Raw genomic sequence first — 17,570 nt, 5'->3', positions numbered from 1 at the left:
TGCACTTTTCATAGCATCGAATGTTTTGCTTTTTGCTCATCAAAAAAACCGAACGAATGATGGATCGTTCGGTTTTCATTTTAGTCACGATGCTTTTGTCCCAGGCTCTTCTATTCTCTTGAAGCAAACTGATGGAAGCCATGAAAGAGTGATGATTGTTCCGAACAGGTACATTTTCCAACCCGAAGTTTTCATAATAAAAACATGGACCGGATTTATTCAATCTCATCGAAGTAAACATCAATCAATTGCTCAGTTTTGGGATTTACCAGGACATAAACACGTACTTCTTTGGTTTCTTCCCCTTCAAGTGTAATAAGAAAGTTAAATTGCTCCCTTTCATCAGAAATAAAAACTTTTCCCTGATAGGCATAATCAGTTGCATTATAATCTGGATACTGTGCTTTAGCATCTTCTAAGGCAATATTTCCCCACTGGGCGTATTCGGGTTGGGAGAGTGCAATCATAGGGAACGTTAGGAAAATGACAGCAAATGCAAGGGAAACGTTTACGGCTTGTTTTTGCAACATGGTTTTTCAACTCCAATCATCTTTTGCTTTATTTTTCGCTTCATCTGTCAAGTTATTCATTTTCCCCGCTCGTTATCCAGATTACTTGAATAAATGATGCAAGAGCCGGTCTTTATCCTCAAAAAACTGTTTCATGATTGTATAATGGCTGGTGTCCTCCAAACCAATGTCTTCCATTCCCGATTCGCTTAATTGAAGGATTTTCGCCCCGGGATAGGCCATCAATATCGGAGAATGCGTGGAAATGATAAATTGTGAACCCTGTTCGATTAACTCATGAATACGAGCGAGCATGGACATCTGTCGTAATGGTGACAGCGCAGCCTCCGGCTCATCTAGAATATACAAGCCGTTTCCGCGGAAACGGTGAAGGAATGCTGCAAAAAAGGACTCGCCATGAGACTGCTTATGCAGGGAACGACCGCCAAATCCATCAATGACTTTTCCTCCTCCCGGTCCTTTGTCCATTTCTTCAATATTGCTCGCAACATTATAGAACGTTTCTGCACGGAAGAAAAAACTGTCAGTTGGCCGCTTTACTCCTTTTACCAATCGGATATAGCGATCAAGTTCAGAATGGGAATCATAGCTGGAAAAGTTGAAATGAAGGGTGCCACCTTCAGGATTAAATCCATATGCTATTGCTACAGCTTCCAATAAGGTTGATTTACCCATACCGTTTTCTCCTACCAAGAAGGTGATCGCTGGATGAAAACCGACTTCTTCCAGGGAACGGATAGCAGGTAAATGAAAAGGAAATCTATTGGTGGCGGGAATCCTTTCGCCATTCCATGTAACAGATTTAATAAACTGGGTCGAATTGGTTAATTTCATTGTCACCGACTCCTTTATTTCCTGTTTTCTATTGTACATTTTTCTGCCAATTTCGTAATCAAAAAGTTGCTTTTTGTTTTACACTAAGCGTGTTATGATGAGGAGGCAACTAAATAATAAGAGGTTCTAGCTACACCCTCTATAAAAAACTAAGGAATGACTATACTTTCTTAGGTATAGTTTTTTTTATGTTCGTTTTTTGCTTACCTGAAAGGGCGGGGATGCCTGCATTTCCGTATTCCTTGACAGGGAACGATTCAACTCAATGTGTAGATAGGATTCTCGTTTCAATTCGGAAAGGGGAATTTTTTTATGGGAAAAAACAAAGCGGTAGTTGTGTTCAGCGGTGGTCAGGACAGTACCACATGTTTATTTTGGGCAAGGGAAAGGTTTGATGAGGTAGAAACGGTGACGTTTGACTACAATCAACGACATCACGAAGAAATCGAGATTGCCAGAGATATTGCTTCTGATCTTGGTATCAAGCATACGGTTCTGGACATGGCTTTATTGAATCAGCTTGCCCCTAATGCGCTGACAAGAGCAGAGATCGATGTGACAGAAGCAGAAGAGGGTGGACTGCCGTCAACATTTGTACCCGGTCGTAACCTGTTGTTCTTGTCGTTTGCTGCGATCATGGCTAAACAAGTTGGCGCTAAGCATGTTGTGACAGGGGTATGCGAAACGGACTTCAGCGGCTATCCAGACTGCAGGGATGTGTTCGTCAAATCACTTAATGTCACCCTTAATTTGTCGATGGATGACCAGTTTGTCATACACACCCCCTTGATGTGGCTGGACAAAGCAGAAACGTGGGAGCTTGCCGATAAGCTTGGCGCGTTTGAGTATATCCGGAAAAACACCTTGACCTGTTACCACGGCATACGGGCGGATGGCTGCGGAGAATGCCCGGCCTGCAAGCTGCGCCGTGCCGGGTTGGATTCTTACATAGCGAAGCGGGAAGGGGCACTGGAGTAATGGAGGGTTTCGGTTTCACCATCGTAGAGAAGTTGGAGAAGCTTGGTGAAGATATAAAAAAAGAACAGTTGAAGTACCACCGGAAACGGGTGCTGGTAAGCAAGGAGTTCACTTTCGATGCTGCTCACCATTTACATTGCTATGAGGGAAAGTGTAAAAATCTGCACGGTCATACTTATCGAGTCATTTTCGGTATCAGCGGCTATACCGATGATATCGGGCTCGTCCTCGATTTTGGAGATATAAAAAACATATGGAAAGAAAAAATAGAAGTTTATTTGGACCATCGGTATTTAAATGAGATGCTGCCGGCAATGAATACGACAGCAGAGAATATGGTGGTCTGGATTTACCGGCAAATGGAAGCAGGTTTGACCAGGCATGAAAACGTAAGTCTTCGGCTCGAGTATGTTAAATTGTATGAAACTCCCACAAGCTTTGCCGAAGCGCGAAGGGAGTGGATGGATAGTGAATAAGTTCCCTGTTTTGGAGATTTTCGGTCCTACCATCCAAGGGGAGGGAATGGTGGTCGGCAGAAAAACGATGTTTGTTAGAACAGCAGGATGTGATTACGGTTGTTCCTGGTGTGATTCAGCTTTTACATGGGACGGAAGCGCCAAGGATGATATCAGGTTAATGACGGCTGGCGACATTATCGAAGAACTGAAGGCAACTGGCGGCAGCAGGTTTGACCATGTGACGATTTCTGGAGGAAACCCGGCATTGTTGCAGCATCTTGGAGAACTGATTGATATGCTGCATGGCAAAGAGGTGGAAGTTGCTCTGGAAACACAGGGCAGTCGCTGGCAGGATTGGTTTATCGATATAGATGATTTGACCATCTCTCCTAAACCGCCCAGTTCCGGGATGAAAACGAACTGGCAAACGCTCGACAACATTTTGAGCAAGCTGGCTGACAATGGGAGGTCTCCCCATGCCAGTTTGAAAGTGGTTGTTTTTGATGAGGCGGATTTGCATTATGCTTCAAAAGTACATCAACGGTACCCACAAACAGTCTTCTATCTGCAAGTCGGCAACGACGACTTAGCGGAAACAGATCCTTCATGCCTGACGAGTAAACTGCTGGAAAAGTATGAGTGGTTGATCGACCGGGTCATGCAATCAGAAACACTTAACCGGGTTCGTGTACTTCCGCAGGTGCATGCCCTTGTGTGGGGAAACAAGCGCGGCGTATAAAATGTTCATAACTTGCAAGAACCGCTTTAGTATACCTCTCATGAAGCGGTTCTTGTTTTTTTTAATGCAATAAGTTATCTTTACTGTCAATAAAGAGTGTTCCATCCTGTTGCACCTCGGCATAAAAGACATCTTCGACAGAATCGACGCCGGCCTGCTGAAGCTGCTGCTCCAGCCATTTGTTGTCCAAATTCAGCTTAGACAGGTTATTGGAAAGAATTCTTCCGTCTGTAACAACTTCAGTAGCCATGGGATAAGTGGTTTGTTGACTGCCAACGTTCATATCTTTTTTGTTTACGGATTGTTTGTCTTGTTTTTTCATGACAGAAAGTTTTCCGTTTGTTTCAAAGATGGCATAGTCGACGTCCTTTAAAGAAAATACATTTTTCTGTCTTAGCATCGCTTTTAATGAATCCAGGTCCAGTCTGCTTTGTTGCATGGCATCTTCGATGATTTTTCCCTCTTTGACGACAGTGATCGGACTGCCGGTTACTACTTTTCTGGCTTTTTTTGACTTGATATCGATCATATCCATCACCAGCGTATAGGCCGTCCAGCCTACTAAAGCTATAACGCCGTTCCGAACGCTGAAGTTTTGATTAGCGACAAGATTCGCCGTTATGGAACCGACTGCGATGGCCGAAACAAAATTGAAGAAGGTCATCTGGCTGATTTCTTTTCTGCCCATCACTCTAGTCATGACAAACAGAACCAAAAAGCCGATGGAAATCCGAAGTATTAGTTCCATTGTATCCATACCCAACCATCCTTTTTCTTTTCAAATTTCTGTTCTTAGTTATTTGCCTCATGCAAAAAAACTATTCTATGGCTCGCCAAATTTAAGAGGTTTGATATATTCCTTAAAAGCTTAAAAGGAAGAAAAAAGGATTTTTAGTCGTTAAATCGAATAATTTCAGTAGAGTGTAGGGGAGAGGTGGTCCAACATGTTAATCAAACCAAAAAGACTAAAGCCCGGTGACCGGGTAGCTACGATAAGCCCTTCTTGGGGAGGGGCAGGAGAACCTGAATTGCGCTGGAGGTATCAGCAGGGAATCGGGCGGCTTGCTGATGTATTCGGTCTGGAAGTGGTGGCAATGCCGCACAGTCTGAAAGGGGCAGCGTATCTTTATGAGCATCCCGAAGCCCGTGCGGAAGACATCATGGCCGCTTTTCGGGATTCTTCCATTAAAGCGGTTATTGCGAATATCGGCGGGGATGACAGTATCAGGCTGCTGCCTTACATAGATTTTGAAGTGATTCGTCAAAATCCGAAAATTTTGCTGGGATATTCCGATGTGACCATTGCGCATTTGTTTTGTCACAAAGCTGGTGTGTCATCTTTTTACGGACCGGCAATTATGACGGATTTCGCTGAAAACGTGGAAATGGACACTTACACAGTGGAGCATATCAGACGTACCCTTTTTGATACCGAGCCAATCGGTGAAATTAAACCGGCAAAGCAGTGGACCAGTGAACGCCTGGAATGGACAGAAGAAAATAAACACAAACGAAGAAACCTGCGTCCTGACAAAGGTTATGAACTTTTACAGGGAAAAGGGTGCGTTCAAGGACGGCTAATCGGCGGCTGTATAGATGTTTTGGAATTCGCAAAACAGACCCCTCTGTGGCCGGACAAAGAATATTGGGAAGACAGCATATTGTTTTTTGAAACATCGGAAGACAAACCGGAGCCTGAATTTATAAAGTATTGGCTGCGCAATTATGCTGCGCAGGGAATTCTGGATGTGGCAAACGGGATTGTATTCGGAAAACCGATGGACGAGACCTATTATGAGGAATATAAATCAGTCATCAGGCAAGTGATGGAGGAGTACAATCATACCGATTTACCTATTCTATATAACTTGAATTTCGGACATACTGAACCGAAGTTCGTCCTCCCCTATGGTGCCAGGGCGGAGATTGATTGTGAAAACTTGGCTTTTTCTATCTTGGAAAGTGGCGTGAAAGAGTAAAGGAGGGAATAGAGAATGAATCGTTTGAATTTGGTAACGCTTGGAGTCAAAGATATGGTGGAATCCTTGCACTTCTATCGTGAAGGTCTTGGTTTCGAGGTCCTTGTCTATGGGGAGGAATCGAACCCGGAAGTCATTTTCTTCAATAATCGCGGCACGAAAATATCGCTTTTTCCTCTGGAACAGTTGGCTGCGGACATCAATGAACAAGAGCCGCCAGCATTGAAATCAGGAGGATCTGCAATCAGCCTGGCGTACAATGGAAAATCAAAACAAGAAGTCGATGAGGTCTTCGCTATGGCAGCTAGAGCTGGAGCCACCATCGTCAAACAACCGCAAACAGTGTTCTGGGGTGGTTATAGCGGTTATTTTCAGGATCCTAATGGATTTTATTGGGAAGTTGCCTATGGGGAAAACTGGGAATTTGATGAACAAGACATGCTGATAATGAAATAAGGGGAGTAATCAGTGAAAATAGAGAGAACATATAATCAGTCTGATAAAGAATACATCCGGGAAAAATTAATTGAACATAATATGAGCCAGCTGCCCGATCATTTGAAAACACCGAAGGAGAATATTTGCTTTCTGGTTTCATCAGATAATGGTGATATCATCGGAGGCATCACCGGGACGATGTATTGGCAACACCTGCATATAGATTTTCTTTGGGTGGATGAATACCATCGTGCCAAAGGGTATGGGGCGCAGTTACTGAAACAGGCAGAAAAACTTGCAGTGGAGAAACGATGTCGTTTGATTTTCCTCGATACGTTTAGCTTCCAGGCGCCGGAATTTTATCAAAAACAGGGGTATCGGGTATTCGGGGTGCTGGAAGACCATCCACAAGGATTCAACCAATACTTTTTGCAAAAAAGACTTTGAAAGTTGGAAGGCTGATTATCGGCCTTCTTTTTTCGACTTAAGGAAAGTTTCCGTTTCTACTGACAAAAACAGCTTGAAGGAAAGACATAATGCTGTAGGACAGCATACTTCCAGGGGGAACCTAACCCTGTTGGGAGATGAAGATATATATAGTTTATTTTCGTCAAGCGGGGGTCTGTATGAAGAAGAATATTGTTTTGCTCGACATTATCATTTATGCCTTATTTCCTTTATTTATTTGGCATTTTGTCCGTGATTTCATCGGTGATTATTATGCCATGCTGCTTTCCTCTGTGCCGGGGATTGTGTATAGTGTATATCGCTTTTACGAGTTGAAACGAATCAACTTTTTCGGTGTCTTTATTTTGGTTACACTGATGATCGAGACGCTGATCGATATCCTAGCAGGCTCTTCCCTGCAGTTACTTTGGAACAAAGTCTTTTATACTGCAGCGATGGGTTTGTTTTTTCTCGGGTCCATCATAATCAAAAAACCGATCACCCTTTATTTTGGATTAGATTTTGCCGAACTGCAGGGATATGATCGAAGGTTTAGTAAATGTTTTTACTATCAGAAACGGCTGTTTCGGATTTTTCAGCTGATTACTTTCGTTTTTGCATTGAGGAGTGGTGTCCTCGCTGCAGTGAAGACCATGTTGATTATGGAGTACGGGGTGGAAGCATTCGAGAAAGGAATCATCCTTCGTCAGGCATTCAGCTGGCTGATGACCGGATTTACCATCGTGGGTATTTTTTATATCGGAAAAGTTATCTATACAGCGCCAGATTTAATCAAGAAAGCGGAACAGGAAATAGAGGAGAAGAGAGCACGTTCTGTTTGAGGAAGCTGCATACATTGACACGAAAAACAAGCGCATGTTACATTTATCTTGAATTAAAGATATTATGAAGAAAATACCAATATGATTGAGACATTAGCCGCCGGGAATAGCTAAGACCGTCTGAGGCGGTTCGTGAACTAAATATATGGAGGAATTGAGATGAACCAGTTGAAAGGAATTCATCACGTAACAGCCATTACAAGCAGTGCGGAGAAGAACTATGAATTTTTCACTTATGTGCTTGGAATGCGGTTGGTGAAAAAAACAGTCAATCAGGATGATATCCAAACTTATCATTTGTTTTTTGCGGATGATACAGGAAACCCGGGTACAGATATGACGTTTTTCGATTTTCCAGGGATACCGAAAGGCGAGCATGGAACCAATGAAATCTTCAAAACATCCTTTCGTGTTCCGACTGACGCTGCTCTGGACTATTGGGTGGCACGATTTGATCGTCTGGAAGTAAAACATACAGGCATCAAAGAGCAGTTCGGCAAGAAAACATTGTCGTTCGTCGACTTTGACGACCAGCATTACCAACTGATTTCTGATGAACAAAATGAAGGGGTGGCATCGGGCACCCCTTGGCAGCAAGGTCCGATTCCATTGGAATATGCCATCACAGGACTGGGTCCGATATTTGTTCGGATTGCGAATTTCGAGTATTTTAAAGAAATGATGGAAAAAGTTTTGGTCTTTAACGAAATCGATCAGGAAGGATCCTTCCATTTATTTGAAGTGGGTGAAGGAGGGAATGGCGCACAAGTCATAGTGGAACACAACAAAGTGCTACCCCAAGCGCGACAAGGATTTGGCACCGTCCATCATGCCGCTTTCCGTATCGAGGATCGGAATGAGTTAGAAGAGTGGGATCAATGGTATCGAAGATTTGGTTTCCAAACCTCTGGGTATGTTGACCGTTTCTTCTTTAAATCCTTATACACAAGGGTGGCACCACAGATTCTGTTTGAGCTTGCAACCGATGGTCCAGGTTTCATGGGGGATGAACCATATGAAACACTGGGGGAAAAGCTTTCCCTGCCGCCGTTTCTCGAATCGAAACGAGCCCAAATCGAAAATGCGGTTCGGCCGATCGATACGGTCAGAAGTACGAAAAGTATTGAAAAAGAATACGAATAGCGAAACAGCAGACACTTGTATGGAGTTTTTTCCAATGCTAGTGTCTGTTGTTTTATTGGTAATTCCATTAACCTTCCCTCTGTCAATTTCAGCAAGTCTGCCCAAATTCCTTATAACTGTGAATGAAAAACGGGTGGAGTTTTTGAATTGAGCATGTTTTTCTTGAATTCTGCAAGGGTTTGATAAAATGACGATGGGTGCATACAAGCGACAGGAGGTGCCAGGATGGAATTACGCCAATTGCATTACTTTTTAGAGGTGGCAAAACAACAAAGCATCACTAAAGCGGCGGAATCTCTCCATATTTCACAACCGGCATTGAGTAAAATGATCAAGGGACTCGAGGATGAATTGGGGATGACGTTGATCGTCCGATCCAATAAAACGAGTGAACTGACGGATGCCGGTATGGTGGTAAGAGAATATGCGAGGAAGATTGAAGGACAATTGGATGACATGACAACCATATTGAATGACTTGACGCAATTGGAGCGTGGTGCCATACATATCGGACTGCCTCCGATCATTGGCAGCTTGTTTTTCCCGAATGTGTTATCTGCCTTTCATAAAAAATACCCGAACATTAAAATCACCATCACGGAGTATGGCGGTGCCAAGGTTGTAAAAAGTGTCGATGAGGGCGAACTCGATTTGGCGGTCGCTGTTTTGCCGGTAGATGACGAAATATTTAACATCTATCCGATTGTGGAGGAAAAAATGAATGTTGTCGTGCCGGAGGAGCATCGTTTTGCCAATCGGAAATCGATTGACTTATTGGAACTGAAGGAAGAAGAGTTTATTTTTTATCATGAAGATTTTGCACTGCACGATATTATTCTGGAAAAGTTCATTCAGGCTGGTTATCATCCGGATATTTTGTTTAAAAGCTCCCAATGGGATTTGATGGCGGAAATGGTCGCCGCCAATCTCGGGATAACGATTTTGCCTGATTCGATCTGTAACAAAGTGAGAAACAGCGGATTGCATATTTTGGAGGTGAACCCGAAGATACCTTGGAATCTCGCCGTCATCACCAAGAAAGATAAGTATATTTCTTACGCAGGCAGGACTTTCATTGATTTTATCCAACAAACGCATGATCGTGTATAACTAAAAGTTATGCGTTATATAATTTATATGTATTTTACGAATGAAGGCAACGGTAGTAAGATGAGATTAATCGAATTTTAAAGCTTAGGTAAAGGAGTTGGGAGGGATAGGCTTTGAAAATCATTACGATTCTTTTCCAAATTGTCTTCATTCACTTGTTTCTGTTTTTGGGAGCTGGTGTCAAAGCACTTATTCCGATTCCGATACCAGCTTCGATGATCGGACTTCTGCTGTTGTTTTTGGCCCTCTGCCTGAAGATGGTTAAGCTGGAATGGGTCGAGCAGGGCGGAAATTGGCTGATAGCTGAATTGTTATTGTTCTTCGTACCGTCTGCGGTCGGAATTGTTAATTATGATGAAATGCTTAGCTGGCAAGGCTTCAGCACCGTGTTGATCATCGGGATAAGTACTTTTATTGTCATGGGCACTACCGCCTTTATTGCAGATAAAATCATGATCCGGAAAGAGCGTGATACCCAATGAGTATCATCTTTTTTATTTTTGTAACCAGTTTGTTATATATGTTGGCGAAGGCAGGATATAAACGCATCCCGCTGCCAATTTTTCACCCATTGCTGTTGAGCCCGATTTTGATTATTGTTTTAATCAGTTTGCTGCATGTGTCTGCCGATCAATATTTAGACAGCGCAAGTCTGCTCACACATATGCTGGGACCGGCAACCGTTGCATTTGCTATTCCCATTTACAAGCATTTACCAGTATTGAAAAAATATATCGGTACAATCGTGACCAGCATTACCATCGGTACGCTCGTTGCAATATTTTCTTCTTTCTTGCTTTCCTTGCTTATGCACTTGAACAATCAATTTCTGGTCAGTGTACTGCCAAGGTCGATTACCACGCCAATTGCCATCGAGGTTTCAAAAGATATTGGCGGTATTCCTACCTTGACAACCGTTTTTGTCATTCTCACCGGTATTATCGGCGGGATTATCGGACCAGCTGTGATCAAGCGCTTTTCGATAAAATCGACGATAGCTAAAGGCCTGGCGTTAGGTACGAGTGCGCACGGCGTCGGAACCAATAAAGCAATGGAATATGGCGAGCAAGCTGCAACGTTTTCGACATTGGCGATGATTTTCGCCGCCAGTTTAACTGTATTATGGGGGAAATTTTTGATACCCATGCTTGTTTCATTTATCGGCTGACCTGAATGCAGGTCAGCTTTTTTTGAAAACCTAAAGCGGCAAAAGCAGCTTGCTTTTTTGAAATTTTAGAGGGATTTTATTGCTTCCCATGGAATTACAAGGGAATGGAGGCGATGAAATTGACAGAAGAGCTATTGGAAAAAAACAGGTCCGGTTGGAATGCCGTGGCACACCATTTTAACGGACAGGATGCGTTGCCGGGATATGGACCATACGCACAGTCCGAGGAAGAATTACAGTTATTCGGGGAGATAGCCGGCAAAAAGGTACTGGATATTGGTTTTGGGAGTGGTCATTCACTAAAATATATGGCAGAAAAAGGTGCAGCAGAGTTATGGGGTGTTGATTTTTCAGAAGAACAAAAAGAGCTTGCGGAAATTACCCTGCAGGATCATCTGACTCACTTGTTCTGTGCACCTATGGAAACGGATATCGGTCTGCCCAAAGCATATTTTGACTACGTTTATTCGATTTATGCAATCGGCTGGACGACAGATCTACCCGCAACCTTTCAATTGATTTATTCGTATCTGAAAGTAGGAGGCTCCTTTATATTCAGTTGGGACCACCCTTTATATCCCCATATGAAAAGTGAGGATGGACGTTTTTATTTGGACGCCTCTTATCAGGAGGAAGGCATGCTGCAATTCGATAATTTCAAAGGGGAAAAGAAACCCATGGCATTTCAGCGACGGAAGATGAGCACGTATCTCAACGCCTTGATCACTGCTGGATTTACTATCGAACGCGTGATAGAAAGCGATGTTCCAGCCGATCTGAAAGATGTAAAAGCAGAGCAGTCTGACGGTTATTATTCCTTGTATAAGGCACAACGGTTTCCTGCTGCGATGATAATAAAAGCCGTGAAAAAATAATTACATAAACGGAGTTGGGTTGAAGCAGGCAGACCATTGGGTGGGACTGCCTGCTTTGTATTTTTCCTGGAGAGATATAATTCCTCAACAAGATTCTATGAACTTCCTTGTTAAGCATTTTCAGAAGAAAAAAGTTTGACAAGGACAGCTATTATGTAATACTATATACCAGTAGTAAGTAACGCTTATTACCGGTGATACAGAATACTGAATAATACAAATGGGTGATGAAGGTGGAAAAAATAACAGAATTGCTGAAAGGGGTGCTCGAGGGTTGTGTGCTTGAAATCATCAGCCGTGGAGAAACATATGGTTATGAAATCACACAACAGCTACGGGAACTTGGCTTTACTGATGTAGTTGAAGGTACAGTATATACCATAACCATACGGCTTGAAAAAAACAATCTGGTGGATATAGAGAAAAAACAATCCACTGTGGGACCGCCGAGAAAATTTTATACACTGAATGCAGCGGGCCAAGAACGCCTTGAAAATTTTTGGGAAAGATGGGAATTTATTTCGGACAAAATGAATGAGCTCAAAACGAAAGAAATCAAAAGGAGAAGGTAAAATGAATTTTTTTGAAAAAATTATCGGGAATCTGGAAGAAAAGCGGGAATGGAAGGCGATGGAGGCTCGAGCAAAGGCACTTCCAAATGAGTATCATCAAGCATACAAAGCTATTCAAAAATATATGTGGACCTCTGGTGGTCTCACCGATTGGAAGGAAACTAGCCGAATTTTTCACGGCATTCTCGACCTTTTCGAGGAAGGGGCTGCGGATGGCAAGAAAGTAACCGACCTCACGGGAGAAGACGTGGCTGCTTTTTGTGATGAACTAGTGAAGGATTCGAAAACCTGGCAGGACAAATATCGTACGAAGTTAAATGAGACAATCGGGCGCAATGATAGGTGAAATGAGATTGATTCTCGCTGCCATTTCACATAGCCAGTCTGAAAATAACATTCGCTTTCGCTCCGCATAAATCATTTGTCGGTGAACTGGTGGTACGCGCTAAAGACATCGGCTAAGCACCATGAAAATTTCAATTACAGTATGCAAAATTGAAAACGAAGTTCATTAGATCACTCTGACTGAATAGCTGGTAACAAAAGTTCTGTTGCCAACTTTCCTATTCAGTTTCATTTTTAAATTGGTAGTAAGTGATACTGAATACCAGTGACATTAAGTAGAATGAATTATCTAGAACCGAGCTCTGCAAGGCCCTTCACTGATCGAACGTTCTTTGTCTAAGGAGAACAATCCTCTAGATTATCAGGCAGAATGCCCTAAACTCAGGATTTCGGAAGCGGCTTACAGGCACTTTTTATAAGGAGGAAAACTAAAATGAACAATACAGCCATTACGGTAAAAGGATTAAAAAAATCCTTTAAAGACAAGCAAGTATTAAAGGGAGTCGAATTTGAGGTGAAACGTGGTGAAATTTTCGCTCTGCTAGGTTCAAACGGAGCCGGCAAGACGACGGCGATCAACATTCTCTCGACACTGATGAAGCCAGATGGAGGCAAAGTAAGCATTTGCGGTTTTGATGTTCAGCGGGAACCGGACAATGTTCGCCAAGCCATCAGCCTGACAGGACAATTTGCTGCTTTAGATGGCATGCAAACAGGACGGGAAAATATGATAATGATTGCCAGATTGCGGGGAGTATCTAATCCCGCTCAAGTCACCGACAATCTGCTTGCGAAATTCAACCTGACCGAGGCTGCCAACCAACGCGCAGACAAATATTCTGGTGGAATGAAGCGCAGGCTTGACATCGCCATGAGTTTGATCGGAACTCCGGCAGTCATTTTTCTCGACGAACCGACCACGGGGCTCGACCCCGAAGCACGGATGGAAGTCTGGGATAAAGTCAAAGAGCTTGCCGACAATGGCACGACCATATTGCTGACAACCCAGTATCTGGAGGAAGCCGAACAACTGGCAGACCGTCTCGCCATCCTTCATGGCGGTAAAATCATCACAACCGGAACCCTTAACGAACTAAAAGAGATGTTCCCGCCAGTGAAAGTGGAATACATCGAGAAGCAGCCGACATTAGAGGAAATTTTCCTTACGATCATTGGCAAAAAGGAGGAGAAGTAAATGAAAAGGAAAACAGGGGTCTTAATGGGACGATTAATGCGAAATATCATGCGCAGCCCGGATACCATCATTACGGTTGCCATTACACCGATTATGCTGCTGCTTCTTTTTGTCTATGTATTTGGTGGAGCTATTGAGACAGGAACGGATAACTATGTCAATTATTTATTGCCGGGAATCTTGCTGATCACTATCGCATCCGGGGTTGCGTACACTTCCTTACGGCTATTTACGGATGTGAAAAGCGGACTGATGGCACGTTTCATCACTATGCCTATCAAGCGTTCGTCGGTACTGTGGGCTCACGTTTTGACTTCGCTTGTTTCCAATGCACTTACGTTAGTAATGGTTTTCCTGGTCGCGCTCATAATGGGGTTCCGTTCAAATGCTGATATGGTGGATTGGATAGCGATAGTTGGTATACTCGGACTGTTTACATTGGCACTGACTTGGCTTGCAATCATTCCCGGATTGACTGCACAATCTATGGAAGGCGCGACAGCATATTCCTACCCGCTGATTTTCCTGCCGTTCATCAGTTCGGCTTTCGTTCCCACCGATACCATGCCCAAGGCAGTTCGTGTGTTCGCTGAAAACCAGCCCGTCACTTCCATTGTGAATTCCATTCGTGCCCTCATGTATGAAGGCACTGTCGGAAATGGTATCTGGACTGCGCTTGCCTGGTGCGTTGGAATCATGGTCCTCGCTTATTTGATAGCCAGTAAAGTATTTCAGCGCCAGTTAGGGTAAGCGTATTAGAAAAAAGTTCAAAACAAAAAAGATTGATATAAATAGTACGGATCAACGATTAAGTAGTTCTCTTTCCGACGGAGAAAAATACAAAATAGTATATTAATCAGCGACCAAATCGGATATGATTAGGTCGCTGATTCTCCCCATAAATAAACGATTATTGGATATACCACTGAATCAGGCTTTACAAAATCGCAAGAACTTTATTAACATACTGACAGTGGCAGTTGTCCACGATTTATTTATGCTATTTGCTATGTTGATTTTCATACAACAATGCAGGTCAATGCTTTTGCAATGTTATGTTAAAATAAATGGAGAGTTTATTAAAGATTGTTCTTAAACATTGCAGGTCAGTTTCCCTTATATGAAGTGGGGGAAATTGTTCTTTACATTTGCGGTCATTTTGATACATATTTTTTACTATTATTAGCGGCAACAGTAATTGGGTTGGGAGCAGTATATAATATCGCTTCGCCAGACCCAAATAGAACTTTTGAAGTTTGGTTCACAGCTATTGCGATTTTTAATATCCTTGTAATAATCTCCATTTTTGTACAATTAAAGCTAAAGAAAGTTGAGTGTTTTTAATCACAGTATTTATTGACTTATTCCTATTTCTTAACACCTATAGTGCTTTTGGTCGACTCATGAAATATGGAAGAGTTTTCATTTATCGAACATTAACATATAGTAATACCTTACTGGTCGAAGCTTCCCTTTAATTAAACTTTAGGGAAGCAATAATCAAAGAGATTGAATTGATATAAAAATTTCTGGAGGCTTGTAAGTATGACAGAAATCAAAGAAATAGGATCATTATGCCCTTTAGACGACAAAGGCTATATCATGAACCAGTCAGATCACCGAAATATCAACAATAAATTTCGTGAAGTAATCCGACTAATAAAGGAAAGCTGTCTTTCCGTTTTACCAAAGGAAATTCACAGTATTTATATAAGAGGATCTGTGCCAAGAGGGTTAGAGATTGAAGGTATATCAGATGTCGACGTAATAGTCGTCACCTATTCTGATACTGAAGAGATTGACCTTGATTGGGTGGAGGAGACCGAACAATTCATCGATCAAAGCTTCCGTTTTATAAACGGTGTAGAATTAGGGTTTTATCCTTTAAGTGATGTTGAGGAGTCAACATATTGCTCCATGATCCCGTTTATTCTAAAAACCTATAGTATCTGTGTGTATGGCGAAAATCTGATAAGTAAGCTCCCTGATTATAAACCCGATAGTTCTTTGGCGAATGAACACCTTATTCACTTAACAACTTTAATTGATAGAGCGAAGGATGATTTAATGGGAAATGAAGACATTGAGGACATTAAGGATTGTTGTTCATGGATCATGAGAATTATTGTGAGGGCTGGCGCTGCGCTTGTCATTGTTCAAGAACAGTCCTACACAAGGGACCTGTTCCCAGCCTATAAACTGTTCTCTAAGCATTATCCTGAAAAAGAACCGGAGATGAGAACAGCACTTTGGTATGCAATCAACCCTTTATCAGAATCAGAAGAAGTATTGAAATTCTTGCATCATTTTGGAAGTTGGATAAAGGCGGAAACGAAAAAATGGCTTGCCGTTTATAACCCGACGCATGAAATACATCTACCACTTTAAATAACGTTCTCTAAAAAAGGAAGCCGTTCAACCCTTCCATAACAAAAAGACGATGAAAACGTAGCGAAGGCAAGATACAGAGGTTCCAAAAGTACCGGCACGAGCTGAAAATCCCGCAGGAAAGCATCTTTTGCCTTCTGAGGAAGTGGGAGCCGTACGCATGGAATTCGTAGTATCTTGCCGTTTCGATACGAAGCACCCATCAAACAACAGGCAATTTCATCACTGTAACGTAAAGTGATTGAAAAGTATTTCCCTGTGATGGTAGCTTTCTCGACGGGATTGCAACTATTTTAATCAAACCGGTCTAGACTTTTAACTTCTTAATTGTTTAAACTGCTGACTCCATAAATCGGCTTTGGCCATTGCGTAGGAATCGAATTTTATTTCATCTGGCTTGTTTGCCTGGCCGATGATATAATCGGAAAACTCCATACCGACGTAATCAAAAATCGCTTTGAATTGTTGAATCAAGGGAAGCGCTGAAATTTTAGGATCAGGTGAATTACCTGTTATGATGACATACGCTTTTTTCTGTTTTACCAATTCTTTAAAACGGAAACGGGGATCGCGCATGTACTGGCTCCAGCGGTCAAAAAAGATTTTCATTTGTCCGGACATACCAAACCAGTATAATGGCGTGGCAAAGACAATGATGTCGTGCTCCAGAAATTCCTTGAGGATCCTTTCATAGTCGTCCTCGACAGCTGTAAAGCCTTCCTCCGTATGACGCTCGTCAATAATAGGATCCATTTGATAATCAAGCAGATGCATGGACGTATGGTCAACACCATCCAACGCCTCTTCGACCAGGAAATCACTATTCCCACCTTTTCGTGAACTGCCATGCAAAGTCAAGATACTCATGATCAACTCTCCTTTTCATCTGAAAGTAATGTGTATTGTTTTCCCAACTGATAAGCTTTTCCAAGCAGCATATCCACATGGATTTGCGACGGGTTGATGGTTCGATAAAACAACACGAAGTGAGAATGTTCGATGCCGCAGTAATCGGCAAGTCCTATATTGAAATAACGACGCATCATGGAATCGTACTTCCTTTTACTGAATCGTTCAGGAGGAGCACCAGCAAGAGTGAGCCATAGAACGCGATCGTGCGGAAGTTTATTCCCTCCGTACGCAAAACCATAATTCCAAACGCGGTCGATATACCCTTTCATCAAAGCCGGCATGTTCCACCACCATAAAGGGAAAATAAACGCCAAGCCATCATATTGTTTCAGGCGTTCCATTTCTGCTGCTGTTTGATGGGAGAAGTGTTGGATGGAATTGTTCCAGTCAGGCTCATCTTTTTCTTCCACTAATGGCTTGAAACCGCTACGGTATAAATCGAGCATATCTGCCTCATGTCCTGCGTCTTTTAGGCCTTCCATGAATTTCTCTGCAGTTGCAAAGGTTAAAGAATTTGTCCGTGGATGTGTGACAAATGTCAACACCTTCATGAATGATCACTCCTTCCGTTGAAATGTTCCTCAGAACCAGTCTATAATAGAGTGTAAGTTCAGTAA

The 17,570-nt window shown here is 42.5% G+C and carries 22 protein-coding genes and 1 riboswitch; of the genes, 17 read left to right on the top strand and 5 right to left on the bottom strand.

The features are described 5' to 3' along the window. Positions 1-215 precede the first annotated feature (215 nt). Together F6X55_RS04530 and F6X55_RS04525 are read right to left on the bottom strand one after the other, a co-directional pair. The gene (locus tag F6X55_RS04530; protein WP_153462136.1) at positions 216-530 is read right to left on the bottom strand and encodes a DUF3889 domain-containing protein; all 315 of its coding nucleotides are present in this window, start codon (positions 528-530) and stop codon (positions 216-218) included. Between the two features lie 81 nt (positions 531-611). Then, entirely contained in the window at positions 612-1,364 is a 753-nt protein-coding gene (locus tag F6X55_RS04525) for an AAA family ATPase (RefSeq protein ID WP_026771645.1), read from the bottom strand. Between the two features lie 114 nt (positions 1,365-1,478). Further along, positions 1,479-1,523, top strand: a riboswitch (PreQ1 riboswitch). A 153-nt stretch (positions 1,524-1,676) separates the two neighbouring features. On the opposite strand from F6X55_RS04525, the gene queC reads away from it, so the two are divergent. From queC to queE, 3 genes are read left to right on the top strand one after another with little or no spacing between them, the layout of a single operon-like run. Continuing rightward, positions 1,677-2,342, top strand: a complete 666-nt coding sequence (gene queC / locus F6X55_RS04520) for a 7-cyano-7-deazaguanine synthase QueC (RefSeq protein ID WP_026571678.1) — start codon at positions 1,677-1,679, stop codon at positions 2,340-2,342. Continuing rightward, complete coding sequence (gene queD, locus F6X55_RS04515) at positions 2,342-2,818, top strand: 6-carboxytetrahydropterin synthase QueD (RefSeq protein ID WP_153462135.1); 477 nt, start codon at positions 2,342-2,344, stop codon at positions 2,816-2,818. Before queC ends, queD begins: the two co-directional genes overlap by 1 nt. Then, positions 2,808-3,539 carry a 7-carboxy-7-deazaguanine synthase QueE gene (gene queE, locus F6X55_RS04510; RefSeq protein ID WP_153462400.1) on the top strand — a complete coding sequence of 244 codons (732 nt, stop codon included), beginning with the start codon at positions 2,808-2,810 and terminating at the stop codon, positions 3,537-3,539. Before queD ends, queE begins: the two co-directional genes overlap by 11 nt. Positions 3,540-3,600: 61 nt before the next feature. On the opposite strand, the gene F6X55_RS04505 is transcribed toward queE, so the two are convergent. Next, entirely contained in the window at positions 3,601-4,296 is a 696-nt protein-coding gene (locus tag F6X55_RS04505) for a YetF domain-containing protein (RefSeq protein ID WP_153462134.1), read from the bottom strand. A gap of 187 nt (positions 4,297-4,483) precedes the next feature. On the opposite strand from F6X55_RS04505, the gene F6X55_RS04500 reads away from it, so the two are divergent. The 14 genes from F6X55_RS04500 to F6X55_RS04435 all read left to right on the top strand — a co-directional run bounded on the left by F6X55_RS04500 (position 4,484) and on the right by F6X55_RS04435 (position 16,041). Further along, positions 4,484-5,518 carry a S66 family peptidase gene (locus tag F6X55_RS04500; RefSeq protein ID WP_153462133.1) on the top strand — a complete coding sequence of 345 codons (1,035 nt, stop codon included), beginning with the start codon at positions 4,484-4,486 and terminating at the stop codon, positions 5,516-5,518. A gap of 15 nt (positions 5,519-5,533) precedes the next feature. Beyond that, a complete protein-coding gene (locus F6X55_RS04495; protein ID WP_153462132.1) occupies positions 5,534-5,974 on the top strand; it encodes a VOC family protein in 441 nt (146 codons plus the stop codon). A gap of 12 nt (positions 5,975-5,986) precedes the next feature. Continuing rightward, entirely contained in the window at positions 5,987-6,403 is a 417-nt protein-coding gene (locus tag F6X55_RS04490) for a GNAT family N-acetyltransferase (protein ID WP_026771641.1), read from the top strand. 179 nt (positions 6,404-6,582) lie between these two features. Next, the gene (locus F6X55_RS04485; protein ID WP_026771640.1) at positions 6,583-7,245 is read left to right on the top strand and encodes a VC0807 family protein; all 663 of its coding nucleotides are present in this window, start codon (positions 6,583-6,585) and stop codon (positions 7,243-7,245) included. A 159-nt stretch (positions 7,246-7,404) separates the two neighbouring features. Beyond that, on the top strand, positions 7,405-8,388 hold the full coding sequence (locus tag F6X55_RS04480; protein ID WP_026571686.1) for a ring-cleaving dioxygenase: 984 nt from the start codon (positions 7,405-7,407) through the stop codon (positions 8,386-8,388). Between the two features lie 225 nt (positions 8,389-8,613). Continuing rightward, positions 8,614-9,498, top strand: coding sequence for a LysR family transcriptional regulator (locus F6X55_RS04475; protein ID WP_153462131.1), 885 nt, complete (start codon positions 8,614-8,616; stop codon positions 9,496-9,498). Between the two features lie 113 nt (positions 9,499-9,611). Continuing rightward, positions 9,612-9,980 (top strand): CidA/LrgA family protein, encoded by a 369-nt coding sequence (locus F6X55_RS04470; RefSeq protein ID WP_026571688.1) that lies wholly within the window; start codon positions 9,612-9,614, stop codon positions 9,978-9,980. Beyond that, positions 9,977-10,666: an LrgB family protein gene (locus F6X55_RS04465; protein WP_026571689.1), complete on the top strand. Its 690-nt coding sequence runs from the start codon at positions 9,977-9,979 to the stop codon at positions 10,664-10,666. The genes F6X55_RS04470 and F6X55_RS04465 overlap by 4 nt, the downstream gene beginning before the upstream one ends. Before the next feature lie 113 nt (positions 10,667-10,779). Beyond that, the gene (locus F6X55_RS04460) at positions 10,780-11,541 is read left to right on the top strand and encodes a class I SAM-dependent methyltransferase (protein ID WP_153462130.1); all 762 of its coding nucleotides are present in this window, start codon (positions 10,780-10,782) and stop codon (positions 11,539-11,541) included. A 233-nt stretch (positions 11,542-11,774) separates the two neighbouring features. Next, a complete protein-coding gene (locus F6X55_RS04455; RefSeq protein WP_026571691.1) occupies positions 11,775-12,113 on the top strand; it encodes a PadR family transcriptional regulator in 339 nt (112 codons plus the stop codon). 1 nt (position 12,114) lies between these two features. After that, positions 12,115-12,459, top strand: a complete 345-nt coding sequence (locus tag F6X55_RS04450; protein WP_026571692.1) for a DUF1048 domain-containing protein — start codon at positions 12,115-12,117, stop codon at positions 12,457-12,459. Positions 12,460-12,891: 432 nt separating this feature from the next. Beyond that, positions 12,892-13,653, top strand: a complete 762-nt coding sequence (locus F6X55_RS04445; RefSeq protein WP_026771636.1) for an ABC transporter ATP-binding protein — start codon at positions 12,892-12,894, stop codon at positions 13,651-13,653. After that, positions 13,654-14,403: an ABC transporter permease gene (locus tag F6X55_RS04440; protein WP_153462129.1), complete on the top strand. Its 750-nt coding sequence runs from the start codon at positions 13,654-13,656 to the stop codon at positions 14,401-14,403. Positions 14,404-15,198: 795 nt separating this feature from the next. Then, positions 15,199-16,041, top strand: a complete 843-nt coding sequence (locus F6X55_RS04435) for a nucleotidyltransferase domain-containing protein (protein WP_153462128.1) — start codon at positions 15,199-15,201, stop codon at positions 16,039-16,041. Positions 16,042-16,356: 315 nt separating this feature from the next. Here the strand turns inward: F6X55_RS04435 and F6X55_RS04430 are convergent, their stop codons facing one another. After that, a complete protein-coding gene (locus F6X55_RS04430) occupies positions 16,357-16,902 on the bottom strand; it encodes a flavodoxin family protein (RefSeq protein WP_202616112.1) in 546 nt (181 codons plus the stop codon). Positions 16,903-16,910: 8 nt separating this feature from the next. After that, positions 16,911-17,504, bottom strand: coding sequence for an NAD(P)H oxidoreductase (locus tag F6X55_RS04425; RefSeq protein WP_026771633.1), 594 nt, complete (start codon positions 17,502-17,504; stop codon positions 16,911-16,913). Between the last annotated feature and the right edge of the window lie 66 nt (positions 17,505-17,570).

This window comes from Sediminibacillus terrae, from assembly GCF_009602435.1.
GTDB lineage: Bacteria > Bacillota > Bacilli > Bacillales > Amphibacillaceae > Sediminibacillus > Sediminibacillus terrae.
This window is presented reverse-complemented; position numbering and strand designations above follow the sequence as displayed.

Bases quoted from the DNA above. Each gene is read 5' to 3' on its own strand.
- F6X55_RS04530 (WP_153462136.1), bottom strand. From the start codon at position 530: ATGTTGCAAAAACAAGCCGTAAACGTTTCCCTTGCATTTGCTGTCATT.
- F6X55_RS04525 (WP_026771645.1), bottom strand. From the start codon at position 1,364: ATGAAATTAACCAATTCGACCCAGTTTATTAAATCTGTTACATGGAAT.
- queC (WP_026571678.1), top strand. From the start codon at position 1,677: ATGGGAAAAAACAAAGCGGTAGTTGTGTTCAGCGGTGGTCAGGACAGT.
- queD (WP_153462135.1), top strand. From the start codon at position 2,342: ATGGAGGGTTTCGGTTTCACCATCGTAGAGAAGTTGGAGAAGCTTGGT.
- F6X55_RS04505 (WP_153462134.1), bottom strand. From the start codon at position 4,296: ATGGATACAATGGAACTAATACTTCGGATTTCCATCGGCTTTTTGGTT.
- F6X55_RS04500 (WP_153462133.1), top strand. From the start codon at position 4,484: ATGTTAATCAAACCAAAAAGACTAAAGCCCGGTGACCGGGTAGCTACG.
- F6X55_RS04495 (WP_153462132.1), top strand. From the start codon at position 5,534: ATGAATCGTTTGAATTTGGTAACGCTTGGAGTCAAAGATATGGTGGAA.
- F6X55_RS04485 (WP_026771640.1), top strand. From the start codon at position 6,583: ATGAAGAAGAATATTGTTTTGCTCGACATTATCATTTATGCCTTATTT.
- F6X55_RS04480 (WP_026571686.1), top strand. From the start codon at position 7,405: ATGAACCAGTTGAAAGGAATTCATCACGTAACAGCCATTACAAGCAGT.
- F6X55_RS04475 (WP_153462131.1), top strand. From the start codon at position 8,614: ATGGAATTACGCCAATTGCATTACTTTTTAGAGGTGGCAAAACAACAA.
- F6X55_RS04465 (WP_026571689.1), top strand. From the start codon at position 9,977: ATGAGTATCATCTTTTTTATTTTTGTAACCAGTTTGTTATATATGTTG.
- F6X55_RS04460 (WP_153462130.1), top strand. From the start codon at position 10,780: ATGAAATTGACAGAAGAGCTATTGGAAAAAAACAGGTCCGGTTGGAAT.
- F6X55_RS04450 (WP_026571692.1), top strand. From the start codon at position 12,115: ATGAATTTTTTTGAAAAAATTATCGGGAATCTGGAAGAAAAGCGGGAA.
- F6X55_RS04445 (WP_026771636.1), top strand. From the start codon at position 12,892: ATGAACAATACAGCCATTACGGTAAAAGGATTAAAAAAATCCTTTAAA.
- F6X55_RS04440 (WP_153462129.1), top strand. From the start codon at position 13,654: ATGAAAAGGAAAACAGGGGTCTTAATGGGACGATTAATGCGAAATATC.
- F6X55_RS04435 (WP_153462128.1), top strand. From the start codon at position 15,199: ATGACAGAAATCAAAGAAATAGGATCATTATGCCCTTTAGACGACAAA.
- F6X55_RS04425 (WP_026771633.1), bottom strand. From the start codon at position 17,504: ATGAAGGTGTTGACATTTGTCACACATCCACGGACAAATTCTTTAACC.